Genomic DNA, 25,192 nt, shown 5'->3' with positions numbered 1-25,192 from the left:
TATGAAATTACTGGTTATTGAAGACGAAGTTAAAGCCGGTGAATATTTAAAAAAAGGCCTGACGGAGTCCGGTTATACCGTCGATTTATGTCATGACGGCGTCGATGGCTTGTACCATGCCAGTAGTGAATCGTACGACCTGATTGTGCTGGATATCATGCTCCCCAAGCTCAACGGCTGGCAGGTGCTTAACACCCTACGCAGTAGTGAGATTGCTACGCCCATTATTATGTTGACCGCTAAAGATCAGGTCGATGATCGGGTCAGAGGTTTCGAGTTGGGTGCCAATGACTATCTGGTCAAACCTTATGCCTTTGCCGAGCTACTCGCCCGTATTCAAAATGCCCTGCGGCAAACCACCAAGCAATCCTCGGCCAATAACGTCAACTCCATCGTGATCGAAGACCTTGAGTTGGATCTGTTAAAACGCACCGCCACCCGACAAGGCGAATTGATCTCCTTAACGGCCAAAGAGTTCCTGTTGCTGGAACTGTTTATGCGCAAAGCCGGACAGGTTTTATCGCGCAGCACCATCGCCTCCTTGGTCTGGGATATGAACTTTGACAGCGATACTAATGTCATTGATGTCGCCGTTAAACGGCTGCGCAGCAAAGTCGACAAGCCCTACAATAAACTGCTCATCCATACCATTCGCGGCATGGGTTACAAATTCGAAGCAAATTCTTGATGTTATTTAACCGCAAGTCCTCGGTGCGCAGAAAGCTGGTTCTGATGTTTCTTGGAAGCACCATTCTGGTTCACATCATTGTTGGCGATATCGCTGAGCACATGATCAAAGCGCATTTTTATGATCTGACCACTAAGAGTCTTGAAACTAAATTTGAAGGATTGAGCAAGAGCTCGACCTTGGATTACACCGACCCAGAGACCATATCTCGCTACGAAAAAGTCTTAGTGAACATCTGGAATATCAAAGACCAACAGGTGACCTTTCAGAACTCCCCGACATCATTACCTCCAGATGTCGCCAGTTTTTTCCTTCGCGATAAAACAGCGACTTATGTCCGACAATGGAAGGATGACAACGATTATTACCACGCTGTCTCCTTCTTTGTTGATGATCACAATACCTTAGTCATTGGGCTCAATATCAATCACCACATTGAGTTTTTTGAAGCCGTTAATACCCTGATTTTCTGGTTCACTCTCATCGTGAGTATTCTGGCCGGTATCTATAGTGTCGTAATCGTCAATCGAGGCTTGCGGCCTTTAAAGCAATTTAAAACCTATCTGGACCAAATACGCCCCGGCAAGCTAGACATTCGGATACCTACTGAGAAGCTCCCCTCGGAGCTGGAAGCGTTAGGCCAAGTTCAAAACTCAATGCTAGACCGTTTAGATCTGGGCTTTCAGCGGCTCAGTGATTTCTCTACCGATATCGCTCATGAGCTGCGAACACCACTGACCAATATGACGACTCAAACGCAAGTGGCGCTATCGCAAGATCGTGACTCTGCGGAGTACCGCGATATTCTGGGATCAAACCTTGAAGAGCTGGAGCGAATCAACAAAACCATTAACGACACGCTGTATCTGGCTAAGGCAGAGAACCTATTGCTGTATCAAAATAAAGAGCAGCTGGATTTGAACAAAGAAATTACTCAACTCATCGAATACCATCAAATACTGGCTGATGACAAAGCCATCACCATTGAGCTCAGCGGCGATGGCGAGCTGTATGTCGATAAACACATGCTGCAGCGCGCGATCAATAATCTCTTATCCAACGCCATACGACACGCTTCAGAAGGCTCAGTCATTCACATTGCTATCCGGCAATTAGATAGCGGCCTGAGCATCACCATTGCCAATACCGGAGACACCATCTCCAAAGCCTCCCTGCCCTTTATTTTCGACCGGTTTTACCGTGGCGATAGCTCAAGAGAGAATGATTGCAGTATTGGTGCGGGGCTTGGGCTGGCAATCACCAAGTCCATTATTGAAACCTACGACGGCACCATTACCGCGCAATCTGAAGCGGGAGAAACCTGCTTTGAGATTCATTTCCCGCCCTCAAATCCCGCCTGAACACTTTCTGACATTAATGTCATTTTCATGTCAGCGCTTTGCCAGAAAACTGTCTCTATACTCGCTCCATATGTTGCGTTAAAGCAACATTGGCTGCCAATACTCTGATGTGCTCCCTTGGCTCATCGGCAGAAAATTATTTTAAAATTGACTGCGAGAAGACAATGAAAAAACTGATCCTTACAAGCGTTATTGCGGGTTTGACCGCGTCCAGTGTTGCCTCTGCGGCGACCATCTATGAGCAGGATGACCTGACATTGAAACTGGAAGGCGACTACCAAATTCAGGCCTATCAGCCAATCGGTCCTGATGAAGAGTTGGATATCGACTACGATGATCTGGAGCTAACGTTTGGTGCAAACTACAAACTGAACAACGGCATGGAAGCATTTGGTACCGTGGTTCTGGACTTTAAAGATCAGGGTGATGGCAGCGATGATGAAGTAGTCGATGAAGCCTATGTCGGCCTGAAAAATGGTTCATTTAGCACCTCTATCGGTCGCCAGTACTGGGGCAGTGATGATTTTGGTGTAGAAAAGGCTGTTGAAATGGATGGCGGTAACGCATTTCCTGAAACAGGCGGCAACGACACGGTTAAGTTCGGCTACCAAAATACGCGCTTTAGTGCAGTTTTATCGCATGATCTTGAAGAAAATGATGATGACTCAGTAACCGATTTATTGCTGACGACTAAGCTTGGCCCTGCTGATCTGGGATTAGTTTACCAAGACTATAAAGAAACCGCCTCTGCTGATTCCATTCAAACCACTGGTATTATGGCGTCATTTGATCTGGGCAAAACTAACGTTGGCCTTGATTACAGCACCAATGACGATGCTGACTTCACCAATGCCGTGGTTGAATTTCCGCTGATGAGCAAAACAACTGGCGCAGTGGGTGCCACGTTGGAATCACCAGACGGTGGCGATGATATTGTTCACTGGTATGCAAATGCAACACACGCGTATAACGACAATGTGAGCGTGTTCGCTGAGATTGGTGACAATGATGAAGATGGTAGCGACTTCGGTTACCTAACGGGTATGAGAGTTCAGTTCTAATACTCACACAAGTTGTGTTCTGTAGACTTTTATCCAACATACATTTCCCCATGTTTAGGGTATGAAGTCGGAAAGGCCGGTTTATTAACCGGTCTTTTTTTGTGTGTAAATCTATGGCTCTTTAAACATTAAAGCGAACAGCTATATCACGGTTCAGGAAAGAATGGATGCCTCTGGGAAGGTGAGCTACGTCGGTCTGGTTAACATCGGCTACGGATATGTGTTAGACGACAACGATGATTAATTGTGTTGTACGCGCTCATAAAAAAAGCCGGCGAATATCACCGGCTTTTTTAAATCGATAACGCTTAGCGCTTAATCATTGCTGTGCAGCGTCTCATTCAGACCGCCCCACAAACCAGAGCTAGTAGCAACGGCTTCAATTGCGCCATTCACACTGTTACGGCGATACAATAAGCCAGACTTACCCGCCAATTCACGGGCAGTAACCACCTCACCCTCTGGTGTTTTCACTTTAGCGCCCGCAGTCAAATACAGACCCGCTTCAACGATACACTCATCACCTAGTGGAATACCTAAGCCAGAGTTAGCGCCCAGCAGGCATTTTTCACCGACAGAAATAATCTGCTTACCACCGCCAGACAGCGTACCCATGGTAGACGCGCCACCACCGATATCCGAGTTCTTACCAACGATTACACCAGCACTGATGCGGCCTTCAACCATTGAATCACCCAAAGTACCCGCATTGAAGTTTACAAAGCCTTCATGCATTACCGTGGTGCCAGATGCCAGATGCGCACCCAAACGAACACGATCCGCATCACCGATACGCACGCCTTCTGGGATCACGTAATCAGTCATACGTGGGAATTTATCAATGGAAGTAATGGTCAGGTGCTGGTTCTCTTCAGCGATCAGACCACGCAGCTCTTCAACGGTCGCAGGCATCACCGGGCCAGCTGAAGTCCATGCAACATTTGGCAGCAAACCAAACATGCCATCCAGATTGATTTCATGCGGCTTGTATGCGCACTCAGACAGCAAATGCAGTCTCAGGTAAACGTCCTCAGTAGTTGCCGGAGCAGCATCAACATCGATCTCCAGCTCAACAAAATCGCTCTTAATTAAACCGACTTTTTGTGCCAAACAACTTCTGGCAATTTCCTTATTCGCACGCGGGAACCACGTATCAATTGTCTTTCCACTTGCAACGTCAATATATCGATGGCCAACACGCTTGATTGTCATTTGTCTTCCTTACAGTCGATTAGGTAAAAATTTGAGCTTACGCTCAGGGGCAAATTGATCGCAAGTTTAAAGCCTACCCCGCAACAGATCAATTTTACTTTAGGAAGAAGTCAGTTAATTCGCCTTGAAACCCCGTAAAGTCATGGAATACGGGCTTATTTCAGCGCACACCCAACTATTTTCTAGCTCTCGGCTGCATGCTCGACTCATCACTCTTAATCAACTCATCCGCCAATTGCTCAGCGCTGAGGCCAGTTTCTTTCCAAGCCCTACTCAACGCCGCCTGAAAAAAGGAAGTCCGTAACGGATTTGCAACGCCTGAAAAACGCGTAACCTGCGTGTCAGGGTTAACCCATTGCTGATAGCTTGCCTGAGCACAGGCATCCAACTGACTTAAATCAACCCCATGGCGAATCGGAATACTGCCTTTTTTAGCGTTGTAAGCTGCCTGCACTATAGGATCAAGTGCCACCTCAAACAGTAAATCCTGCCCTCTTTTTAAGTAAGGCTCTTTCACATTCAACATTAAGAAAGCATCAATGGCATAAATAATCGTATTCCCAGAGCCGGGAGATAGTGAACAGAGAAAATCATCGCCCGCTTTCAAGCCTTGTTTGGTGAGTTCCGCTTTCGCAAAATCACCCATGACATGCATCGCGGCTTTTTTATTCCCCACCATGCGCGCCGCCATATCCCAGGAACGGGTTTTCTGACCCTCATCCGCGATCGCTTTTAGTTGTAAGAAAAGCTCAAAGCTTCTCGTCAACTGCTCTCTCCAAGGTTCAATCGAGTGATTTTTCAGATAGATTTTTTCATAATCCGCATGGCCCATGACTTCCAGCAAAATGGTGTTAAACACTAAGTGAAGTTGCCAAGCCTCATTGCTGATCGCAACAGGCAAATAACCCGCTTCAATGATTGCAGGAGCTTGAGCAAAGACTTGATTCCAAGTGGTTGGCAACGGCAGCTTCAGTTCCCGATAAATCGAGGCATTAAACAAGGTAGAATTCTGAACATGAATCCCCAATGGCAAAACGACTAACTGGCCATTCTCGGTAACATCGTCATAGATCTTCTCAAGCAAGACCTCTTTAATCGGCTGGCCATTGTGTTCCATTGGGGCCGCATGAACGACGCCCATCTTATATAAGTCAAAGATATCGTCATCGACCAGCCAATGCGTAGCAGCGGGTGGGTAGCCAACTGTAATCCGGTTAATAATGCCGGAACGCAGCTTATCCCAAGTAGCGATCGGTGTATCAACAAAGCGGCCTCCGCGCTGCTCAACCCCTTTTTTTATCTCATTTAAAGCCGCTACCTCACCGGGCTGATTCCACCAATGCGTTAGCTCTACTTCTGTTTGCGGCTCATCACCCATGGCCACGCTACCTAGCAGACCAAGCGAAACAGTGATTAATAGTGTCTTTAGATTTTTCCCCATAGAAGTTGTCATTACCTGTAATGGCCCCTACTGAATATAACGGGATGCGGATAACTGGTTCTCATCCGCGGTATTGACTCCGAGAATATCGTCATCACTAATGTCTGTATAAAAACAGTAATTATTCCGGCCGCTTTGCTTCACTCGGTACAATGCATTATCAGCCGCTTTGAACAAAGCAGTCAGGGTTCTAGCGCCATGCTCCCCGCCCCACGCTACGCCAATACTGCAGTAACAATGAATTTGCATTCCCTGAAACGTCAATGGCTCGCGCACATAACTGAGTAAACGATCCAGCCGCGCGGTTAAATCTTCGCGAGTCGTCGGCTCATCAATCAGCAATGCAAATTCATCCCCACCCAAACGATACGCTTGCTCACCATGCAGCTGCAGACGGCGTAAATCACGCGCCACTTTTTTAAGCATGGCATCTCCGGCGTCGTGCCCCAAGCTATCATTTATCATTTTAAAATCATCAAGATCGACCAATACCAAACAGCAGGCATCAACCGCCGATACCCGATTCTCAATGTGATGAACCTTGGTATTAAAACACGTCCTATTGGATAAGCCTGTTAGTGAGTCATGATTTGCCTGATAATCAAGGTGTTGATTTTTATCCATGATCTCAAGGTAGCTTGCTTTTAAACGGCGCGCTAAGGGTCGAAGCGTTAAAAACCAAACAGCCCAAATGCCTGCAAGTACCAGCGCCAATACGGCTGCATAGAGCATTCGCAATCGGGTATTTTGCAGCAGAGAGGCCTCATAAATTAATTGGTTGAGCTTCGTGATGCTATTAAACAAAGGGCCATTAGTGGCAATCAATGCATCGACTGGCTGCCAATACTTATTACCCGCACGCAAGGTGATTAAATTGTAGTTGGAAATATCATCAACTCGCGCCTGAAAGCGGGCCCAAGTTTTATCTACTTTATCCATTTCAACGGATACTTGTTGGCGATCCAGACTTGGTGTGACCATTACCCAAAGGCCCTGCCCACTTAGTAGCAGCTTTCGTAGCTGTTCATTGTTTTCAGAAATTTTTCCGGTTGTTTTGACTAAGTCATCACGGACATTGAATAGAATTCTGTCACTCAGCTGGCTGATATTCTCGGGGTTGAATAGTAAGTTAGCCTGACTGGTAGTGCGATCAATCAAAATGCGGAGTTCATACGACACGCTAGAAGCTTCCAGCATGTTTTTTTGCAGCCTTAAATTGCAACTGATCAAAAAGGAGCAAGCGATAATCAGCATAGCGACAAACAGAAAGGCAATGATGCTTATCCGCTTAACACTATAGCGCTTATCATATCTCGCCATTAAGGGCCTGCCTTAAAATTCTCGGGGGTTAGAATGACAGTCTTTAACCAAAATACCTCGTTATTTAAAATACTTATGAGTACTGGTCGAATACTGTGGCCTATTTACCCCTAGTGTACATCAGTAAACGGCGAGTTTTTGTATAAATCACGTGCGTGAAAAGTCAGCCAAATGAAAACTTCTTAAACTTCAGAGGTTTATCTTACAATAAAATATTTAAATACTTAACTTAATGAAGATAATAGTTAAAGGGGTGGCTGGTTTATCGGCTACTTCCTGTTTTAATCTTAGATAGCTTGCTGAATCCAGACGAAAAAACACTTCCATTAGGTTGAGACACATGGCGACCAGATTATAAGTTTTTTTCGTTTTCCTTATTATGCCAAACCCGTAAGACATAAATAATATCTTCATTGATAAGGTAGCGAACAGTGTAATCCCGAATATACAGGTCACGAATTTTTTCCGGATCGTTTGCCTTCAACACAGGCAAGCCAATTTCTGGAAACTGCTTAAGCCGATCCACGCCCTCCTGAAGGTCTATGGCAATTCGACGGGCTGCATATGGATTTTTGTTTTCAATGAACTCAACGACGCGAGTAAGATCATCGATAGATTCTGGTGAGTACTTTATCTTCATACTTCTGGCTTAGGTCCCCGACTTCCTGTACCCCAAGAGTTTAGCCATGCATTAACATCATCCTCATCTATAGACTTTCCGGCCTTTATCGAATCAAGCGCTTCGAGCGTGTCCTCCCATCGGGAGTCTTCGACTAACTGCTTTGCCAGAAACTCCCTTATCGCTTGATTTATAAGATAGTTTTTACTTCTATCCATTTTTTTTGCCAAGGACTCTAATGGCTTATCTATATCTTCGTTAAGCCTGATACTTGTGATGCTCATAGACACTCCTGCATATGTAGTGATTTGTAATACACTTTAATACACTACCTTTGTACACGCCAGAGAAATACGTAAATGTTGATGTTTGACGGATATCTGACTATGCGCCCCGCCTTGCGACTGACACAACTATCAGACCTGCGCCGCGATACTCATGGACTTAAACCGCAACTCAGGCTCATACACATCACACACCAACATCAGCTCATCCGCTTGAGTCAATGCAATCAATTCCTGCAAGCCGCTTGCAACCGTTTCAGGGCTACCAATCACAGCAGCAGCCAAGAAATCTTTAATGGCGTGCCGTTCTTGTGGATGTAGGCTATTCAAATAATTATCGACCGGTGCAGGTAATTTGCCGAGATCACCTTTCAGTAAGCCAAGAATGCGCTGATAGATACTGCTAGCCAAATACTCTGCTTCATCATCCGTGTCAGCCGCGATCACGGGGGCGCCAATCATGACATAGGGCTTGTCTAAGGCCGCTGAGGGCTTAAATGAACGGCGATACACCTGCAATGCCTCTAACAACATCCGTGGCGCAAAGTGCGAGGCGAACGAGTATGGCAGTCCGCGCTCTCCGGCCAATTGTGCCGAAAATAAACTACTGCCTAATAACCAGATCGGCACATTAGTACCTGCGCCCGGTGTGGCGGTGATGACTTGACCTGCGCTGGGCGCGGCTAATAACCGCTGAAGCTCACTTACTTCATTAGGAAAATCTTCTGCACTATTTAAGCGGTTACGACGCAATGCCCGCATCGTTGCCTGATCGGTTCCCGGCGCGCGCCCTAAGCCCAAATCAATCCGGCCGGGATATAACTCAGCCAATGTACCAAACGCCTCTGCCACCACTAATGGCGCATGGTTCGGTAGCATAATGCCGCCTGAGCCAATGCGCATAGTGTTTGTCTTGCCTGCGATATGTCCGATTAAAACGGCCGTCGCTGAGCTGGCAATTCCCCCCATATTATGATGTTCGGCCAACCAATACCGATTAAAGCCGAGGCTTTCTGCATGTTGTGCGGTTTTCACACTGGTCTGCAATGCATCCGCGACTGATTTACCTTCGCGTACAGTGGCTAAGTCGAGCATGGATAAAGGGGTTTTTAGCGATGTGGAGGCCATTACTTATTCCTGATTAAATTGATATGAAGTGATTAGGCATGCTTAACGAGCATATCGCCTAGTTCACTTCACAACTGAGCGTTATAGTTAACATAGATAAAAACAGCTGTCACACAAAACCCTGCTGACAATCAAAGTTAAGTACGACACCGATTATATGACCGGGGGGTATGCTCATGAAACTAACAAACCCGTTTACTCAGCACAGAAAAGCAAACCAGCGCAATCACCAGCAAACTACTAGTCAGCCACAACACATTTAACCCGTAGTGCTCAATGACAATGCTAAAAAACACGGGCGCAATCGCTTGCCCAATGCGACCGGGAATACCGATTAATCCGAGGCGATAGCCGTAATGCTCAGCACCATAAATGGACAACGGTAAAGTGCCTTTGATAATAGAGGTCAGCCCCGATGACACGCCGTGTAAGATCACAAACAAAAAAGCTTTAAACGGTAATCCCAATATCAGCAACAATGCCCCCAAGGGATGCGCGAGCGCACAGAATTTTGCAGAGATAATCGGGTGATATTGTTTGAGGTAACCAAACTCAATTATTCTGGCTAACACCTGCGCAGGCCCCAGACACATCCCCGCCAGAACCGCCATCGCCAGCGTAATACCCGCCTCTTGTAATATACCCGGCAAATGCGCCGCAACGCCGGATGCCACCGTCCACAAGGCACCAAACGCAACAGCCAGGAGTATCATATTCAAATCAACCGTTACCTTGTTCCCGGCATCGTTTGTTGGTGTATCTACTACTGGTTTCTCAATATCCGGAATACAGTAGTAGTTTAATGGCATGGCGATGACTAGATGAACCCCTGCCCAAATCAGACAGGCCGCGCGCCAACCAAACTCGGCTTCGCTCCAGGTTGTTAAAGGCCAGCCGATAGTGCTTGCGAACCCGGCAATCAATGTTATTCCGGTAATTGACTGCCGTGCATTAGCGCCTAGCAACCTTGCCAGTGTGGCAAACGCTGCTTCGTAGAGCCCCATGCCCATAGCCAAGCCGAGCGTGATCCACCCTAGCCACAGCACGAAAATAGTGTCTGCTACGGATAAAATGGCAAGCCCCGCCGCAAAAATCAGGTTAGTCAACAACAGCACCGGCTTGCCGCCAAACCGATCAATTAAGCGCCCTGCTGCCGGACCAACAATCGCGCTCAGAATTAGCGCCGTGGAGAAAGCGGCATAGATGTTAACCGTAGTAACCCCTAATGCCATCGACATGGGAGTCGCCAAAATCGCAATTAGGTAATAGCTTGAGGCCCAGGCAATGGTTTGCGTGACACCCAGCGACAGTGTCAGCCGCGATGATGGCTCGATTGAAGTTAGATTAGACATCCCCCGTTACAATCCCCCTCCCCTAAACCGTACTCAATAAAATACTGGTTTCGCTATTCAACACCCCATCAATCACCCGAATTTCCCGCAGCACCCGATCAAAGTCCGCCAGACTCGACGCCTGCATTTCGGCCACCAAATCCCACGAGCCATTAGTCGTGTGCAAGGTAATCAACTCCGGAAAACCGCGCAGCAAACGAATCACTTGCGAGGTCGATTTACCGACCACTTCGATCATCATAATCGCGCGAATGGTATCCAGCCCGTAGTCTTCACGTACCCGTACGGTAAAGCCCAACAACGTTCCCGAGGCTTCCAAACGATCAAGCCGATTTTGCACCGTACCGCGTGAGACTTTGAGCTTATCCGCCAGCTTCGATAAGGACGCACGCCCATCCAAGCGCAAGAGCGCAATCAGTTGCCGGTCGAGGCTATCGTGAGTGTAATTATTCATAATAATGTCAATTTGGTCAATCACCACTGACATAATGGCAATTTAATAGTAAATATTTGTATATTATTGCTATTTTGATTGATATTCAAGGTTGCTAAACTTTTCTCATTGCTGCGGTACACCTGCCGAGCATACTTGGAATGGGAGATTAAAAATGACGGTAAGCAACATGCAAATGAATAAGGACCTGAATATCGTGCCTTTTGTCAGTGTTGATCACATGATGAAAATTGTTGGCAAAATTGGCATGGAAAACATGCTGAAAGGCATTGCAGAGTACATCGAAGAAGATTTCAAACGCTGGGAATTATTTGATAAAACCCCACGCGTTGCGTCGCACTCAGATAAAGGCGTGATCGAATTAATGCCAACCAGCGATGGCGAGCTATACGGCTTCAAATACGTGAATGGCCACCCAAAGAATATGAAGGAAGGCTTACAAACGGTAACTGCCTTTGGCGTATTGTCAAAAGTGTACACCGGCTACCCGATTCTGTTCTCTGAAATGACGATTCTGACCGCATTGCGTACCGCATCAACCTCTGTGGTTGCCGCAAAGTATCTGGCCCGTAAAGATTCACGCTGCATGGCGATTATTGGTAACGGCGCACAGTCGGAGTTTCAGGCGCTGGCATTCAAAACCTTATTAGGCATTGATCAGCTACGCTTGTACGACATTGACCCAGCGGCAACTGACAAGTGCAAAGCGAACCTGCAAGGCTATGGTTTTGATATCACCGTATGCTCATCGGCTCGTGAAGCGGCTCAAGGTGCAGACATCATTACCACCGTTACGGCTGATAAGCAAAATGCCACGATCCTAACTGATGACATGGTTGGCCCTGGCGTTCATATCAATGCCGTTGGCGGTGATTGCCCCGGCAAAACAGAGCTGGAAAAAGCCTTAGTATTGCGCGCTAGTTTGTTTGTTGAATACCCACCTCAAACACGCATCGAAGGTGAATTACAGCAATTAGCGGCCGACTACCCAGTCAATGAAATGTGGCAAGTGATTCGTGGTGAGCTGGCTGGTCGTAAGAATGACGAAGAAGTCACCCTGTTTGATAGCGTTGGCTTTGCAACGGAAGATTTCTCAGCACTGCGCTATATTCGCGATCAACTGGGCAAGCCAGGCATGACGGGCATGTATGAAAACCTTGATATGATTGCCGACCCAGATGACCCACGTGACCTGTACGGAATGGTTCGTCGCTCCGGTGCTCTTTCAAAAATCGCTTAATGCTTAACGTTTAACGCAAGGAATAACGCTATGACCAGACATCAAACCACGATCCAAGTGATCGGCGTGCCGCTCGATTTAGGCGCATCACGCCGTGGCACCGACGCTGGCCCCTCGGCTTTACGAGTGGCTGGCTTACGCGCCGCATTGCGCAAAATGGGTTATGAAGTGGCCCGCGATATCGACATTAGCGTTCCGCAAAAAGAAACACAGGAACGCAAAGTCGACGGCCAAAGCTCAGCCCGTTACAAGCAAGAAATACTGCAGGTTTGTACTGATCTGGCCAATGTGGCTTATGCTACGCTGGAGCAGGGAAATTTCCCACTGATTACCGGTGGCGATCACTCGGTGGCCATGGGCTCAGTCTCTGCGACCTCGCATTTTTACCGCGAGACGAAGCAACAGGAAATCGGCTTGATTTGGTTCGACGCACATGGCGATATGAATACGCCGGAGTCATCCCCATCCGGCAATATTCATGGCATGCCACTGGCGCATTTACTGGGCAAAGGCGATCAGGATCTGATTGATATTCTGGCCCCTGGCGCAAAAGTTAAACCGGAAAATGTGGTACTGATCGGCGTGCGTGATATCGATAGCAATGAGCAGAAAATCATTCGCGATGCGGGCATTCACGTGTTCACTATGCGCGATATTGATGAGATGGGCATGGCTGCGGTAAGCCGCGAAGCGATTCGATTAGTGGGCCATAATACGGCAGGCTTCCATTTGAGCTTTGATCTGGATGGCTGTGATCCTTCGGTTATTCCCGGCACCGGCACCACGGTACAAGGTGGCGTGAACTACCGCGAAGCGCATTTGCTGCTAGAGCTGTGCGCTGAGAGCCAGAACATGTTGGCGATGGATGTGGTGGAGTTGAACCCGTTTTTAGACCATAAAAACGTGTCTGCTGAGCGTGCGGTGTTGTTGATTAAAAGTGCTTTGGGTGAGTGCATTTTATAGCCCAAATTCCCAGAGAGTCTGATGAAATAAGCAGCTATGGCCATATTACAATGGCCATAGCTGCACAATGCTGACACTACTTAAGGGCAAATTTTGGGGCCAACCCGACCAGCTCTCATTTCCTGATAACAGTTGGAAGATGGAATAGTCACCTGACACTGACCAATGACTTCGGACGTACCACCTGGTACCAATGGTTTATAATCACAACGCCCTTCACATTGGCTACTATCGGTGCATCGTTTGCCAGCATCCTTGGCCGGCTTAACACAAAATATATTCCCTACCCCCAGACCCGACTTCATCTCTCCACCGGCTCTACGACACGCTTCACTAGGGGACACTGGCGCGGGTTGTATCTTTGGTGGCACTACTAAAAAGCTGTGGTGGATAAGGCCAATATCCCGCTTCGTTGATCCAAACTTCCAATGGTCATAAACATAGAGCGTCTTATTTTGCAAATTGAGCTCAAGTCGCAATTTACGCGAGTGATCCTTTAGATAAACTGACGAAGCATCCCGGTTTGCTTCTGTATAGCTATGGATGACACGGTCTGCACTGTTTTTCTCGACCCATTTTTTGCCACGGGTTTGAACGAAATCGGTGTACTGATTGACTTTATTTACAACGGTTGCAAATTTGAGATTGTAGCCTGTCACTTCCCCTGGTGGTGGCCTCCATGAGGTGGCGTGAGCGACTGATAGCAGGCTCATGGCAACACTTAAAAGCAGTGCTGAGATGATAGTGAATGTTGAAATATAAAAAAAAGAGCGGTTGGAAACTGAGTCCATTTAATTATTCTCTGGGTTGTGTACGTTTTGAATCGTAGCGATCTTACAATGCCCCTAGGAGTCAGTTCGTTGACTACTTAAGAAATTAAGCATAGGAGAGAAAAACTAAAAAACTGCAATTAATTTAAATATTTATGAAAATCAATTCGTGGTGATTCTGGTGATTACCTATCGATATGCGTACCACTTCTAGATAAATTGCACCGGTATCTGCACAATTTTTTCAGTGAGAAACTCAACCCGTTTGCCCCTATTGATCACAATGCCATAAGGGCATTTCACGTCTGTGATAAAGTTTTCCAGCCCACGAAGCGCTTGTCGTTTAATAACAGAATTCAGCTTGATTTCTACCGTTGCAATACGACCTGCCAAACTTTCAGTAATCCCCTTCACTATCTCAGGCGAGCTGGACCCCGTCAGCAGGAAACGCCCTTTTAATTTGCGGTTCGCATCAATTACCCCCCCCTCAATACACGAAACAATTCCGGGTATTGCTGCGCCTCATCGATAATCACATTTTCAGTGTTTAGCGAAAAAAATGATATTGGGTCACTCGTAGTTTCTGGACTGCGATATTGAGGGTGACAGAGTTTTAGTTTTAGCTTGCTAACCCCACTACTGACATAAAGCTGTCAGTAAGACCCCTGCATACTCAACTCTCATTCAACACACAAAGGAGCTTCCCAATGGAAATGAGTAAAGTAGCAGTATGGTTCGAAATCCCCGTAACAGATATGGCCCGTGCCAAACAGTTTTACAGCTATGTCACCCAAAGCACGTTTCGCGATGAGGATATGCCGGGTATGAAAATGTCGATGTTCGATGGCTCCGAAACGGATACTTGCGGCATGTTAATAGAGGCAGAAGACTATGAACCATCGGCGACCGGACAAGTGATTTACTTCGGTGCAGACGACTTAACCACCATACTCGATCGCGCCATTGAACGAGGCAGTAAGGTACTGGTTCCTAAAACTAACATTGGCGACGACAAAGGCTATTTCGCGCAGTTTTTAGATAGCGAAGGCAATCGTATCGGTTTATATTCAATGAACTGAGCAAAGGATATCTGACTATGCGCCGTGCTGACCGACTATTCCAAATCGTACAAATACTGCGGAATAAGCGCTTGGTAACAGCGCAAGAACTGTCTGATCGCTTAGAAGTTTCGCCCCGGACTATCTATCGCGACATGCAGGATTTGAGTCTCTCCGGCGTGCCTGTTGAAGGTGAAACAGGCGTCGGTTACCACTTGCGTTATTCGCTGGATATTCCCCCATTGATGTTTGATGCTGACGAGATCGAAGCCTTGGTTTTGGGTTCTCGCATGCTGCAATCCTGGGGCGGTGCGGAGTTAAGCATTAGCGCGCAGTCGGTGATGGATAAAGTCTATGCCGTCATCCCCGAAGAGCTGCGACATGTGCTGGATGACAGCAAGCTCTATGCGCCCCGCTTTGGCCAGCGTGAAGACTTGGAAAGTACCCTCGATATTTGCCGTAAAGCCATTCACGACCATCATTATATTGAGCTGAGTTATCAACGTGCCGATGGAGAACTTAGCCAGCGCGAAGTGAAGCCGCTAGGCCTATTTTTCTGGGGTAATGTATGGACGCTCAGCGCATGGTGTGAACTGCGCCAAACGTTTCGTACTTTTCGCTTGGACCGTATTCAAAGTATTAAGGTGTTAGCACGTGTCTTTAACGATGAGCCCGGGCAAAGCTTGCAAGACTGTCTGGCGAGAATGCAGTTGGAGCAAAGTCGTTGCGACGATCAATAACCTATTCAGTCCGGCTCAACACTTTACTTCCTTTCCTGAAATTCACTGGTAGACAGCCGGAAGTAAACCATTTACTCTCGGAGAATAATTCTAACTAGGCCTATGGCCGACAACTCCATCAGAGTCATGTAATTATCTTAATCAAACACAGCAATAACTTAACGCACGATGTCGTTCTTTAACGGCGCTTAACTACTCAGTTTTAATACTCAGTCGTTCGAATTCGTGTGCTTTAAAAGTGTTTGGAGCCAGCTAAATTCAATCTAATATCTAATTGAACATTTGGCGTGTTCCGTAGGATTAAGACAATGTCAAATTACATAAAATATCCGCGCACGCATCACTTACCTTGGTCTCCGGGTGTAAGCAGCGATGATGTGTGCACAGCCAATACCGATCATTTTGTGGGGCGCGAGATTATCGTCACCGAAAAAATGGATGGCGAAAATACCACGCTCTATCGTGACCATACCCATGCGCGTTCTTTGGATAGCCGAAATCACCCTTCTCGCGATTGGGTCAAGCGCTGGCATAGCACTATCGCACATGAGATTCCCGAGGGATGGCGTATCTGCGGTGAAAACCTGTACGCCCGGCACTCAGTGGCGTATCAAAATTTACAGAGCTATTTTTATGGCTTCTCCGTATGGAGTGCTGATAACAACTGCATGAGTTGGACCGAAACCGAGGAATGGTTTGAACTACTGGGTATCCATACCCCGCCGGTGCTTTATCGTGGCGTGTGGGATGAAGCGTTGATCCGTGACATTCATATTGATCAAGGTGTGGTGGAAGGCTATGTCGCGCGCTTGGCTGAGCAGTTTGCTTATGATGAATTTAAGCAGAGTGTTGCCAAATGGGTGCGGCCAAACCACGTGCAAACCGACCAACATTGGATGCAAGCTGAGATAGTGCCGAATGGCTTGCAGGCTGGTTTACAGGCTCAGAAAAAGGAGGGCACATCATGAAAATAACAGTCTGGTTAGAAAGTCTGGCAGTCGATGCAGCGCCTGATATCGATGAGTGTGTAGAGATGTTAGGCCCGCACATTGATTACCTAAATCGTTTCAAATGTACGCCGCAAGATCCAGAATGGCATGGCGAAGGTGATGTGCATATTCACACTGGCATGGTGTTGGATGAGCTGTATTTATTGTTTGGAAATGAGGCGAGTCATATACAAGGATGGCAGCGTCAGGCGCTTATTTTAGGCGTGATTCTTCATGACATCGCCAAGCCAATTCGTACCCGTGAAATAGATATTCAGGGAACAATCCGTATTGGTGCGCCACAGCATGAGGATATTGGGCGCTCTTATTTAGCCTTCAAATTACAGGATTGGGAATTACCTTTTGAAGTGATTTGGACGGTGCTGAATTTGGTCGGTGAACACCACATGCCTAAATTGTTAGTCGTCAGAAACAAGTCCGCCAATGATTATTGGCGACTGGCGCGGCAAGTGAATACGGAGTTAGTGTACTGGTTGGAAGTGGCGGATATGCGAGGTCGAACCTGTCCTGATATGGCTCAGCAATTGCTTTATCTGGAAGAGTTTAAGCTGCTTGCAGAAGAGTATGGTGTGTGGAATCAGTCGTTAGATGTGCGTAGTAAACTGGCGCCTGAGTTGGATCAATTACCGTCTCATGTTCAGGACTACGTGTATTCGCATGCTTTATATCAGCTGGAAAATGGCAAGATCACGCAGCCGGAAGAAGCCTTAGGTACGACCTATCAGCATCGGGAAGATCATCCACATGTGGTGGTGATGTGTGCACCCAGTGGTTCGGGAAAATCCACATGGATTAATCAGAACTATCCGGACTACGAACTAGTTTCTCTGGATGTGTTGCGTGAGGAATTTAATGGCGATCGTTCGATACAAAAGAACAAAGGCCAGATCATTCAGGCGGCTAAAGAGTTGCTGCGGGTGTCATTGCGCAAGAAGCAAGGCGTTGTTTGGGATGCCACTAATCTACGCAGCGACTTTCGGGCACTGATTGCTGATCTGGCACGTGACTATCATGCGTTGGTGACGTTAGTGGTGATATTGCAGTCGGAAAAACTGATCGCTAAAAACAACCGCGCACGCAAATACAGTGTGCCCGAGAGTGTGTTGAATAAGCAGTTTGATGATTATCAATTGCCAACGCTGAATGAAGCACATCAGTATTGGGTTGTGGGAGAAAAGGGTAAGACTTTATTCCGCAGTGGCTACTATCGGGAAGCGGATGATGGGTTTTGCTAATCATCGGAAGTGCACAAAAGCGCAGGCTTTAGATTGTCTATTGCCTGCGGGAGCTTTGTTGGAGCCTCTTTTAAGTGACGACCAATACTGTGCAGTCTTCGGAGAAGAACCTTACACTGCTAAGCGGAGTACATCACCGAGCGCATTGAAATCGCGCTACTCGCAAAGTCAGTATTAAAAAACTCAACTTTATCCTGCTTGCTTTTCGCCCCTAAGGTGTAAAGCAGAGGCAGGTAATGTTCCAGAGTTGGGTGAGCCAGCTCCATGATTTTAATTTGTTTAGTCGGTGCATCAATGAGCGGTTTATCATTGTGATCAGCCATAGCTGATCCTAACTGACTATCCAGTTCAAGACCCCAATCATAAGGCTTTCTATTGGCCATACGTGGTGCGCGAAGATTATGCACGATATTACCACTGCCAATAATCAGTACACCTCGTTCACGCAATGCAGCCAGTTGGCGACCAATATCATAGTGATACGCCGCCGGTTTTTCATAATCAATACTTAGCTGCAATACCGGAATATTCGCATCAGGGTACATCGCAGCCAACACACTCCAAGTACCATGATCGAGACCACGTTTGTGCTCTAATTCTGCAGTCAATTGGAAGCCAGATTGACTTCGTCCTTGCAGCAATTCCTTAGTAAGTTCTGCCGTTTCCAAAGAGCCTTTCGCCGGATACTGCTTGTCAAAAAGCGCCTGCGGAAACCCACCAAAATCATTAATCGTTTCCGGCTCTGGCGTCGCCATAACCTGCGTCGTTCCATAGCTTAGCCAATGGGCGGATACCACCAAAATGGCACTGGGTGCAGGTAATTTCTGACCCAGTTTATTCCAGCTTTGGTGATACCGATTGTTTTGAATCGCATTCATTGGGCTACCATGCCCAATAAATAAAACAGGCATTTTAGGTGTCTTTGGCAGGCTTTGCTGTGCGATTGCCTCGGCAAATAAAGTACTCATTGAAGTACCTAATAACACTCCCGAACGAATTATAAACTGTCTGCGATTCATCTAATTTACCTCTATTTTAACTTATTGTTGTGTGGTGATTTTTCTAATCAGCTGAGAGTACTTAGCAGGTTCTTCCAGCCCGGAACATTTTTGTAGTACGAAGTATGTTCCAGCCTTTGAAGACCATTAGCAGTTTCAGCAATTAACGTTGGAAAGCCTTGCACCTGATATTGGCCCATTAATTTCTGGCTTTGTTGTATTGCTTCAACCGCTCGTGACTCAGCATGTTTCATATTTTCTGACCAGGATATTTTATCCAAACCGATTGATGTTGCAATTTCGGCTAATGTCTCTGGCTGCTCAACGTGTTTCCCTTGTTGAAAATGCGCCGCCTGAATAGCCTTGAGCATGGTCAATGGACCGGCTCCCATCTCTTCGGCAACCAGGATCGCTCTGGTTGGCAGATAGGAGTCAAAGACCAAGTCATCAGTGCCGTTCAGGCGATTCACATAGGCTTCGCCAAATAACGCTCCCGTCACCGTTGCAATTGATTGGTCACTTTTGAGAATGTGATCTTTAAACTGCTTTGGTATAGTCTGACGTTGAATCATACCACCGGGATGAAAGCGTATTTCTACCTTCTCTGACTCAGCCAATGCTTCAATCAAAGGCGTCGCGCCAAAGCACCATCCGCACATCGGATCATAGAAGTAATGGACTTTTACTGGCTCCGTTACCATTTCATTGCCGTCTTTGTGTTCATGGTTGCATCCTTCTTATATTTGTTGAATATGGCGCAAGTGTAAGGTGGTATTGTGCTTGGAAAAACACCTGACCAAGAGCATCATTGTTTCTTAAATCGAGCAAATAGAATTATTATACGGTGGCAAACACTTGATAATCAGCAGCGGCTACTATCGGGAATGATTTCAAGCCACAGATTCAGCGGGTTTGTTCTATACAAATCCGCTGAAACTTCCGCATTGCCGCACTCTGGCGACGCCCTGCTTTAGCCACAATCGAAATCTCTACATCCTGCGACATACTCTCTGGCATCAACTTCTGCAACAGCCCCTGCGTTTCAAACTTCTCCGCAAAATGCGCCGGCAAATAAGCAATGTGCCGCCCTGCCATTAACGTCATGGCAATGGTTTCAATATTATTAGCGATCACCGAAGACTTCACCCACGGGAAAGGTTGCATCGAAAATATCCCAGGCGGATAGCCATTAGTAACCCAGTTGGCAATCTCAAGATCCCGCTCAGACAGCGCCTCACTGGGCTTATCAAAATACGGATGCCCCTGACCGCAATACACATGATGCAGCTCATCATAGAGCTTGGTCGCTTTCACAAAATTACTGTTCGACACCACCACGCCAATCACCAGATCAATCTGCTCCTCCACCAACGCGGTATGCAAATTAAACTGAGTATTCTCAATCAGATGCAGCTCCACATTCGGCGCTTGCCGCGTAAACTCAGCAATGAGTGAGACGGTCGAAAACCGCTGCTCAGTCATAATATGATCCAACATGCCCACACGCAACACACCGGATGATTCGTCATGCAGTGACTGCAGATCATTGCAAAAACTATCCAGATTCACCGCCAGCTTTTCATACAAGCTAAGCACCACCTTGCCCCGCTCAGTGAGCTGAAACCCTTTGCGGCCTCGCGTACACAGCGTAAAGCCAATGCGACTTTCAAAGCCGGCAATGTGATTGCTAATGGTAGACTGATTTAAATCCAAAGCATCTTGCGCAGCGGCAAATCCACCACTGCGGCAAATGGTCTGAAAAATAGAGAGCGCTCTTAAATCGGCGGCGCTGAGTTGCTTTAGCATAGGTAAAGCCTGTGGTTAGTCGTTAGTAATCTGATACATTTGCATTACTCAATGTATCAGATCATATCAGCCTATGTTTAAGCAATCTAACATTCATTATGCTGAGTCTCAGGATACACAACACAAGGGAGACATCATGGCTGACGCACCGCAAGCAATAAGCAAAACCACACTCGGCGAGCTGACCGAAGACTACACGCTCGAACCGGTTCCTGCTCATATCAATACAACGGGCTTACGCGTAGCAATGGTGATTTGTGCCATTGGTATTACCCTCCCAGCGATCTGGGTGAGCTCCGATACCGCGATCAATAGCGGCTTTTTAAACGCTAACTTGGGGTTCTGGCTGGGCTGCGGTTTTGTCGCCCTGCTCTCACTGTTTACCGGCATTATCGGTTCCCGCTCACGCCTTAGCACCTATATGATCATCCAGTTTTCATTCGGTAAAACCGGTGCCAAGCTGGCCAATATCCTGATGGCGATTACCCTGCTGGGTTGGTATTCGGTGACCTGCGAAGTGTTTGGAGCCGCGCTGGCTGACGGCATCAAAGAGCTGGTCGGTTGGGAGATCAATATTCAGGTGGCGGTGATTTTATCGTCCATCCTAATGACCGCGACCACCATTTTCGGCTATGCCGCCGTTGAGCGTTTCTCGATTTTGTCTGTGCCGTTACTGGCCCTGTTTTTGTTTTATATCGCCTACCTTGCATTCACAAAAATGGACGCCAGCACAGTCTGGGAAGGTGGTTCGCAAGCGGACACGGTAATGACACTGATCTCCATTAACATCGGCCTTTCCGTGCTCACCGCCGTGCTTATGCCAGACTTTACCCGCTACTGCCCTAACGACAAACAAAGCCATATCGCCTCACTGGTTGGCATTGGCATTACTTTTCCGCTAGTTATGACAGTCGCCTCGATTCCCGCCATCGTGACCTCACAAGCTGACATCACCTTAATTATGATTGGCATGGGCGTGGTATTTTCAGCGCTACTGGTACTGGTGTTTGCGACCTGGAGCACCAATATCACCAACCTTTACTCGGCCACTCTCACCCTATCCACCTTTATGCCAAAAGTGCCCAGCTGGAAGATCACTCTGATCGGTTCGGCGATTGCCACGGCAGGCGCAGTGGCTGGGGTTATGGACCGTTACTTCACTGACTTCCTGATCTTTATCGGCATCGCTGCCACACCATTGGCGGCTATTTATATCGTCGATTTCTTCCTGATCAATAAAGGAGATTACACGATGACGAAGCTTGAAAGCCTACCTGCGATTGGCATCCCCGCCATTGTCGCTTGGGTGATTGCCTCTGTATTTGGCTACCTGTCTGAGTCTCAGATTATGTTTCTGACGCCACTCTCGGCACTGGACTCCTTACTAGTCGCCGCCGTTTGTTACTACGCGCTGGCCAAAACCTTGCCACAAAAAGTCATCGCTTAATTCGCTACTCACTTCAGGACTTCAATCATGAGAATTTTATCCCGTCAGGATTTGACTGACATTTTATACGGCTGCGCAATTCTTGGAACCGGCGGCGGTGGCGAGCTCGACGAAGGGCTTCAATACATTGACTCCGCACTGGCACAAGGCAAAGAGTTCCGCCTAGTCAGCGTTGATGATGTACCCGCAGGCTCCAAGGTGTGCACGCCCTATTTACTCGGCGCAATCTCAGCCCTGCCAGAGCATGAAGAAAAACAATACGCCCGCCTGCCACGTACCAGCGAGCCAGCCATTATGACCGCCTTCAAACGCTTGCAAGACTACAGCGGCAGTGAATTTTACGGGACAATTTGCTGTGAGCTGGGCGGCTCTAATACGGCCATTTCATTCTATGTGGCGGCCATGACCGATGGCCATATTATTGATGCCGACCCGGCTGGCAGAGCCGTACCTGAGATAACGCACTCAACTTATTACTTCAATGGCTTACCCGCCGCGCCAATCATCACCGCGAATGAGTTTGGCGAGTGCTTTATCTGTGAAAATGTAATGGATGATATGCGCGCTGAGCAGATTGTCAGAGCCTTAGCGATGATCAGCCGTAATGACATTGCCGCGATTGATCATGCTCTGGCGATTGAAGAAATTGCAGACTCGGTGATTAAAGGCTCAATCTCAAAAGCGCTGGAGCTGGGCCGCGTGTTCCGCGAATCTAAGCGGGATAAGCTGGACTTAGCCGCTAAAATTGCTCGTCATGGTGGTGGTGATGTAAGCTTTAGAGGCGTGATTAGCGCTGCTGAATTTAGAACAGAAGCAGGCTTTACACTGGGCGATATTTACATCAATGGCAGCGGTGAGCATCAAGGCTCTGAGTACCATATTCAGGTGAAAAACGAGAATATGCTGGGCTGGTTGGATGGGGAAATACAAGTCACGATACCGGATTTGATTTGCCTGCTGGATTTGGATAAAGGTGAGCCATTGACCAATCCCAACCCCGTTGAGGGGATGAATGTGGCAGTGATTTTATTGCCTGCGCCGAAGGAGTTTACGACTAGTAAGGGCTTGTCTGCCTTTGGGCCTGCTTATATGGGTTTGGATATTTCCTATAAACCAGTCATGGGTAATGGTGATTAGCAGTATATAATCACCTGATATATTAAGCCCAAGGACATACCCTATGACCAACACCCCAGCCCCTCAAGACAAGCAATTGCTGGATAGTGTTAGAGAACTGCTGAGCCAAAGCCGTCAAAAAGTAGTAACTACGTTCAATACAGTGATGGTTCAAACCTACTGGCAGATTGGCTATTTGATTGTCGAGCATGAACAGCAAGGTGAAAGCCGTGCGGAGTATGGAAAAGCGTTACTAAAGGCATTATCGCAATCATTGACTGCTGAATTTGGTAAAGGCTTTGATACGTCAAATTTGCGCTATATGCGGTTGGTTTATCTAGCGTTTCCAATTCGTGACACACTGTGTCACGAATTGAGTTGGTCGCATTATCGCACCCTTTCTCGTATTGAAAACGAGCAAGCCCGCTTGTGGTACATGAAAGAAGCGATTGAGCAAAGCTGGAGCGTAAGAGCTTTAAGCCGTCAAATCGGCACTCTCTATTACGAACGCCTCCTCTCCAGTAAGGAAAAACAACCGGTACTTGAGGAGGCAGACCAAAAGACCAAGCCATTAGCTATTTCACCCAAAGACTATTTACGTGATCCTTATATCTTTGACTTTCTTGGCTTGCCGTCTGATTCACTTCAAGAAAGCGAACTGGAGCAAGCCTTAATTGAAAACCTCCAAAAATTCCTGTTAGAACTGGGTAAAGGCTTTGCTTTTGTCGAGCGCCAACAACGCATCAGCACTGACGATGGCGACTATTATATTGATCTGGTGTTCTACAACTTCCACCTCAAGTGTTTCTTACTCATTGACCTGAAAATGCAGCGTCTCACACATCAAGACGTGGGCCAAATGGATATGTATGTGCGCATGTATGAGGAGAAAAAGCGACGGTCTGATGACAATCCCACGATTGGTTTAATTCTCTGCACTGAAAACAATCATACTGTTGCCAAGTATTCTGTCCTGAATGATAACGCAAATCTATTTGCGTCTAAATACATGACTGAGCTACCCAGTGAGGAAGAGCTGCGACTTGAATTGGAAAGAGAACGCGAGTTGTTACAAGAGCGGATGAATTACGAAACACATTAGTCTCGTTCGTTGTCTTGAAATGATACTATCAATAGTTTCAAGCCTCACAAACGTACGGCTAAAGAACAACTTTGGCAGTCCATTCATGCTGCTTGCCAACATATTCCACAAGAGACTGATTTGGCTCAGGAACTGATTGATGAGCGCAAAGTAGCAGCGTTAACTGGTCTGAAGTACTCCAGAAACTAGATAGAGCAAAGGCTAATACACTAGAAATTGCTTGAATCGCCCCTAGTTTGCGAGCGTTTTTATGCTTCTTCTCACACTTAGCCCGCTGCTCCGGTAAATACTGAGACGGTGGTTTGGAGAAGCTTCTGGATGAACTCCGTAGGGATTTGGCTCCTAAGTATGATTGGTGATGGTTCGCATAATCGGCGTTATGCCTAGTAATTGGAATCATTAAAATGATCAAAAATAAGGTTTCCTGTTAGGCTCGAATAGCTTTCTTACATCGCCACCAGGGGCTTATTAGGTGTGTTTTTGCTTTGCCTTTTGTTGACGCTCTTTACATTTAGATTTGTCAACACAGACCATACCGACTCCTTCAGGGTTGTCTTTAAGCTCAACAACATTGAGAATTTCGCTGCACTTTTTGCACCTACTATGAATGATCATCTTTCTTCCCTATGAAGCTAACGTCACCTTGAATGAACCTATACCCCCAGTAAATAAAAACTGGAAGAAGGAAGAAAAAAGCCCCTTTTTCACTATCTATCATTACGAATATTGGAAACAATGAATAAATCACTGATACAACGATCGCTATTCTATCTTTTTTTGTCATTCT

25 protein-coding genes are annotated in these 25,192 nt (G+C 46.9%); 13 read left to right on the top strand and 12 right to left on the bottom strand.

Translation table 11 applies throughout. From position 1 onward, the window contains the following. The first annotated feature begins 1 nt into the window (after position 1). The 4 genes from LEUMU_RS0106140 (at position 2) to LEUMU_RS29460 (ending at position 3,354) form a co-directional block, all read left to right on the top strand. Positions 2-688, top strand: a complete 687-nt coding sequence (locus tag LEUMU_RS0106140; RefSeq protein WP_022951400.1) for a heavy metal response regulator transcription factor — start codon at positions 2-4, stop codon at positions 686-688. Then, positions 688-2,049, top strand: a complete 1,362-nt coding sequence (locus tag LEUMU_RS0106135) for a heavy metal sensor histidine kinase (RefSeq protein ID WP_022951399.1) — start codon at positions 688-690, stop codon at positions 2,047-2,049. The genes LEUMU_RS0106140 and LEUMU_RS0106135 overlap by 1 nt, the downstream gene beginning before the upstream one ends. Before the next feature lie 164 nt (positions 2,050-2,213). Further along, positions 2,214-3,110, top strand: coding sequence for a porin (locus tag LEUMU_RS0106130; RefSeq protein WP_022951398.1), 897 nt, complete (start codon positions 2,214-2,216; stop codon positions 3,108-3,110). A 109-nt stretch (positions 3,111-3,219) separates the two neighbouring features. Beyond that, positions 3,220-3,354 carry a DUF3316 domain-containing protein gene (locus LEUMU_RS29460; RefSeq protein WP_483804609.1) on the top strand — a complete coding sequence of 45 codons (135 nt, stop codon included), beginning with the start codon at positions 3,220-3,222 and terminating at the stop codon, positions 3,352-3,354. A gap of 71 nt (positions 3,355-3,425) precedes the next feature. Here the strand turns inward: LEUMU_RS29460 and LEUMU_RS0106125 are convergent, their stop codons facing one another. From LEUMU_RS0106125 to LEUMU_RS0106090, 8 genes are all read right to left on the bottom strand, one after another. Continuing rightward, positions 3,426-4,322, bottom strand: a complete 897-nt coding sequence (locus LEUMU_RS0106125; RefSeq protein WP_022951397.1) for a DapH/DapD/GlmU-related protein — start codon at positions 4,320-4,322, stop codon at positions 3,426-3,428. A 175-nt stretch (positions 4,323-4,497) separates the two neighbouring features. Then, on the bottom strand, positions 4,498-5,775 hold the full coding sequence (locus tag LEUMU_RS0106120; RefSeq protein WP_084708051.1) for an ABC transporter substrate-binding protein: 1,278 nt from the start codon (positions 5,773-5,775) through the stop codon (positions 4,498-4,500). A 15-nt stretch (positions 5,776-5,790) separates the two neighbouring features. Then, positions 5,791-7,083 carry a GGDEF domain-containing protein gene (locus LEUMU_RS0106115; RefSeq protein ID WP_022951395.1) on the bottom strand — a complete coding sequence of 431 codons (1,293 nt, stop codon included), beginning with the start codon at positions 7,081-7,083 and terminating at the stop codon, positions 5,791-5,793. A 352-nt stretch (positions 7,084-7,435) separates the two neighbouring features. Then, positions 7,436-7,723, bottom strand: coding sequence for a type II toxin-antitoxin system RelE/ParE family toxin (locus LEUMU_RS0106110; RefSeq protein ID WP_022951394.1), 288 nt, complete (start codon positions 7,721-7,723; stop codon positions 7,436-7,438). Then, positions 7,720-7,986 carry a CopG family ribbon-helix-helix protein gene (locus tag LEUMU_RS0106105; protein ID WP_022951393.1) on the bottom strand — a complete coding sequence of 89 codons (267 nt, stop codon included), beginning with the start codon at positions 7,984-7,986 and terminating at the stop codon, positions 7,720-7,722. Before LEUMU_RS0106105 ends, LEUMU_RS0106110 begins: the two co-directional genes overlap by 4 nt. A 132-nt stretch (positions 7,987-8,118) precedes the next feature. Further along, positions 8,119-9,114, bottom strand: a complete 996-nt coding sequence (locus LEUMU_RS0106100) for an LLM class flavin-dependent oxidoreductase (RefSeq protein WP_022951392.1) — start codon at positions 9,112-9,114, stop codon at positions 8,119-8,121. A 182-nt stretch (positions 9,115-9,296) separates the two neighbouring features. Beyond that, entirely contained in the window at positions 9,297-10,466 is a 1,170-nt protein-coding gene (locus LEUMU_RS0106095) for an MFS transporter (RefSeq protein ID WP_022951391.1), read from the bottom strand. Positions 10,467-10,488: 22 nt separating this feature from the next. Continuing rightward, entirely contained in the window at positions 10,489-10,920 is a 432-nt protein-coding gene (locus LEUMU_RS0106090; RefSeq protein ID WP_211223018.1) for an Lrp/AsnC family transcriptional regulator, read from the bottom strand. A gap of 154 nt (positions 10,921-11,074) precedes the next feature. On the opposite strand from LEUMU_RS0106090, the gene LEUMU_RS0106085 reads away from it, so the two are divergent. Both LEUMU_RS0106085 and rocF read left to right on the top strand, forming a co-directional pair. Continuing rightward, positions 11,075-12,160 (top strand): ornithine cyclodeaminase, encoded by a 1,086-nt coding sequence (locus tag LEUMU_RS0106085; protein WP_022951389.1) that lies wholly within the window; start codon positions 11,075-11,077, stop codon positions 12,158-12,160. Between the two features lie 30 nt (positions 12,161-12,190). Continuing rightward, on the top strand, positions 12,191-13,123 hold the full coding sequence (gene rocF / locus LEUMU_RS0106080) for an arginase (protein ID WP_022951388.1): 933 nt from the start codon (positions 12,191-12,193) through the stop codon (positions 13,121-13,123). A gap of 80 nt (positions 13,124-13,203) precedes the next feature. On the opposite strand, the gene LEUMU_RS24930 is transcribed toward rocF, so the two are convergent. Next, on the bottom strand, positions 13,204-13,914 hold the full coding sequence (locus LEUMU_RS24930) for a hypothetical protein (protein ID WP_022951387.1): 711 nt from the start codon (positions 13,912-13,914) through the stop codon (positions 13,204-13,206). A 686-nt stretch (positions 13,915-14,600) separates the two neighbouring features. Between LEUMU_RS24930 and LEUMU_RS0106065 the strand changes: the two genes are divergently transcribed. The 4 genes from LEUMU_RS0106065 (at position 14,601) to LEUMU_RS24925 (ending at position 17,936) form a co-directional block, all read left to right on the top strand. Continuing rightward, positions 14,601-14,972, top strand: coding sequence for a VOC family protein (locus LEUMU_RS0106065; RefSeq protein ID WP_022951385.1), 372 nt, complete (start codon positions 14,601-14,603; stop codon positions 14,970-14,972). A 17-nt stretch (positions 14,973-14,989) separates the two neighbouring features. Next, positions 14,990-15,691, top strand: coding sequence for a helix-turn-helix transcriptional regulator (locus LEUMU_RS0106060; RefSeq protein ID WP_022951384.1), 702 nt, complete (start codon positions 14,990-14,992; stop codon positions 15,689-15,691). A gap of 308 nt (positions 15,692-15,999) precedes the next feature. After that, a complete protein-coding gene (locus LEUMU_RS0106055) occupies positions 16,000-16,659 on the top strand; it encodes an RNA ligase family protein (protein ID WP_022951383.1) in 660 nt (219 codons plus the stop codon). Continuing rightward, entirely contained in the window at positions 16,656-17,936 is a 1,281-nt protein-coding gene (locus tag LEUMU_RS24925; protein ID WP_022951382.1) for an AAA family ATPase, read from the top strand. Before LEUMU_RS0106055 ends, LEUMU_RS24925 begins: the two co-directional genes overlap by 4 nt. A gap of 119 nt (positions 17,937-18,055) precedes the next feature. Here LEUMU_RS24925 and ygiD read toward each other — a convergent pair whose 3' ends face one another. The 3 genes from ygiD to LEUMU_RS0106035 form a co-directional block, all read right to left on the bottom strand. Next, positions 18,056-18,904 (bottom strand): 4,5-DOPA-extradiol-dioxygenase, encoded by an 849-nt coding sequence (ygiD, locus tag LEUMU_RS0106045; RefSeq protein WP_022951381.1) that lies wholly within the window; start codon positions 18,902-18,904, stop codon positions 18,056-18,058. Positions 18,905-19,002: 98 nt separating this feature from the next. After that, the gene (locus LEUMU_RS0106040) at positions 19,003-19,635 is read right to left on the bottom strand and encodes a DsbA family protein (RefSeq protein WP_022951380.1); all 633 of its coding nucleotides are present in this window, start codon (positions 19,633-19,635) and stop codon (positions 19,003-19,005) included. Positions 19,636-19,837: 202 nt separating this feature from the next. Continuing rightward, entirely contained in the window at positions 19,838-20,740 is a 903-nt protein-coding gene (locus tag LEUMU_RS0106035) for a LysR family transcriptional regulator (protein ID WP_022951379.1), read from the bottom strand. 136 nt (positions 20,741-20,876) lie between these two features. Between LEUMU_RS0106035 and LEUMU_RS0106030 the strand changes: the two genes are divergently transcribed. The 3 genes from LEUMU_RS0106030 to LEUMU_RS0106020 are packed head-to-tail and all read left to right on the top strand — an operon-like array spanning position 20,877 to position 24,405. Further along, the gene (locus LEUMU_RS0106030; RefSeq protein ID WP_022951378.1) at positions 20,877-22,187 is read left to right on the top strand and encodes a purine-cytosine permease family protein; all 1,311 of its coding nucleotides are present in this window, start codon (positions 20,877-20,879) and stop codon (positions 22,185-22,187) included. 27 nt (positions 22,188-22,214) lie between these two features. Then, positions 22,215-23,324, top strand: coding sequence for an S-methyl thiohydantoin desulfurase family protein (locus LEUMU_RS0106025; RefSeq protein ID WP_022951377.1), 1,110 nt, complete (start codon positions 22,215-22,217; stop codon positions 23,322-23,324). Between the two features lie 43 nt (positions 23,325-23,367). After that, on the top strand, positions 23,368-24,405 hold the full coding sequence (locus LEUMU_RS0106020) for a PDDEXK nuclease domain-containing protein (RefSeq protein WP_022951376.1): 1,038 nt from the start codon (positions 23,368-23,370) through the stop codon (positions 24,403-24,405). Positions 24,406-25,192 lie beyond the last annotated feature (787 nt).

Origin of the sequence: Leucothrix mucor DSM 2157 (genome assembly GCF_000419525.1) — a bacterium.
In the GTDB taxonomy this organism is placed as follows: Bacteria; Pseudomonadota; Gammaproteobacteria; order Thiotrichales; family Thiotrichaceae; genus Leucothrix; species Leucothrix mucor.
The sequence above is the reverse complement of the archived record's forward strand: the minus strand, read 5'-3'. Positions and strand labels throughout refer to the sequence as shown.

Excerpts from the sequence above, each read along its gene's own strand:
- LEUMU_RS0106140 (WP_022951400.1), top strand. The coding sequence starts at position 2 with ATGAAATTACTGGTTATTGAAGACGAAGTTAAAGCCGGTGAATATTTA.
- LEUMU_RS0106135 (WP_022951399.1), top strand. The coding sequence starts at position 688 with ATGTTATTTAACCGCAAGTCCTCGGTGCGCAGAAAGCTGGTTCTGATG.
- LEUMU_RS0106130 (WP_022951398.1), top strand. The coding sequence starts at position 2,214 with ATGAAAAAACTGATCCTTACAAGCGTTATTGCGGGTTTGACCGCGTCC.
- LEUMU_RS0106125 (WP_022951397.1), bottom strand. The coding sequence starts at position 4,322 with ATGACAATCAAGCGTGTTGGCCATCGATATATTGACGTTGCAAGTGGA.
- LEUMU_RS0106120 (WP_084708051.1), bottom strand. The coding sequence starts at position 5,775 with ATGACAACTTCTATGGGGAAAAATCTAAAGACACTATTAATCACTGTT.
- LEUMU_RS0106115 (WP_022951395.1), bottom strand. The coding sequence starts at position 7,083 with ATGGCGAGATATGATAAGCGCTATAGTGTTAAGCGGATAAGCATCATT.
- LEUMU_RS0106110 (WP_022951394.1), bottom strand. The coding sequence starts at position 7,723 with ATGAAGATAAAGTACTCACCAGAATCTATCGATGATCTTACTCGCGTC.
- LEUMU_RS0106105 (WP_022951393.1), bottom strand. The coding sequence starts at position 7,986 with ATGAGCATCACAAGTATCAGGCTTAACGAAGATATAGATAAGCCATTA.
- LEUMU_RS0106100 (WP_022951392.1), bottom strand. The coding sequence starts at position 9,114 with ATGGCCTCCACATCGCTAAAAACCCCTTTATCCATGCTCGACTTAGCC.
- LEUMU_RS0106095 (WP_022951391.1), bottom strand. The coding sequence starts at position 10,466 with ATGTCTAATCTAACTTCAATCGAGCCATCATCGCGGCTGACACTGTCG.
- LEUMU_RS0106090 (WP_211223018.1), bottom strand. The coding sequence starts at position 10,920 with ATGAATAATTACACTCACGATAGCCTCGACCGGCAACTGATTGCGCTC.
- LEUMU_RS0106085 (WP_022951389.1), top strand. The coding sequence starts at position 11,075 with ATGACGGTAAGCAACATGCAAATGAATAAGGACCTGAATATCGTGCCT.
- rocF (WP_022951388.1), top strand. The coding sequence starts at position 12,191 with ATGACCAGACATCAAACCACGATCCAAGTGATCGGCGTGCCGCTCGAT.
- LEUMU_RS24930 (WP_022951387.1), bottom strand. The coding sequence starts at position 13,914 with ATGGACTCAGTTTCCAACCGCTCTTTTTTTTATATTTCAACATTCACT.
- LEUMU_RS0106065 (WP_022951385.1), top strand. The coding sequence starts at position 14,601 with ATGGAAATGAGTAAAGTAGCAGTATGGTTCGAAATCCCCGTAACAGAT.
- LEUMU_RS0106060 (WP_022951384.1), top strand. The coding sequence starts at position 14,990 with ATGCGCCGTGCTGACCGACTATTCCAAATCGTACAAATACTGCGGAAT.
- LEUMU_RS0106055 (WP_022951383.1), top strand. The coding sequence starts at position 16,000 with ATGTCAAATTACATAAAATATCCGCGCACGCATCACTTACCTTGGTCT.
- LEUMU_RS24925 (WP_022951382.1), top strand. The coding sequence starts at position 16,656 with ATGAAAATAACAGTCTGGTTAGAAAGTCTGGCAGTCGATGCAGCGCCT.
- ygiD (WP_022951381.1), bottom strand. The coding sequence starts at position 18,904 with ATGAGTACTTTATTTGCCGAGGCAATCGCACAGCAAAGCCTGCCAAAG.
- LEUMU_RS0106040 (WP_022951380.1), bottom strand. The coding sequence starts at position 19,635 with ATGGTAACGGAGCCAGTAAAAGTCCATTACTTCTATGATCCGATGTGC.
- LEUMU_RS0106035 (WP_022951379.1), bottom strand. The coding sequence starts at position 20,740 with ATGCTAAAGCAACTCAGCGCCGCCGATTTAAGAGCGCTCTCTATTTTT.
- LEUMU_RS0106030 (WP_022951378.1), top strand. The coding sequence starts at position 20,877 with ATGGCTGACGCACCGCAAGCAATAAGCAAAACCACACTCGGCGAGCTG.
- LEUMU_RS0106025 (WP_022951377.1), top strand. The coding sequence starts at position 22,215 with ATGAGAATTTTATCCCGTCAGGATTTGACTGACATTTTATACGGCTGC.
- LEUMU_RS0106020 (WP_022951376.1), top strand. The coding sequence starts at position 23,368 with ATGACCAACACCCCAGCCCCTCAAGACAAGCAATTGCTGGATAGTGTT.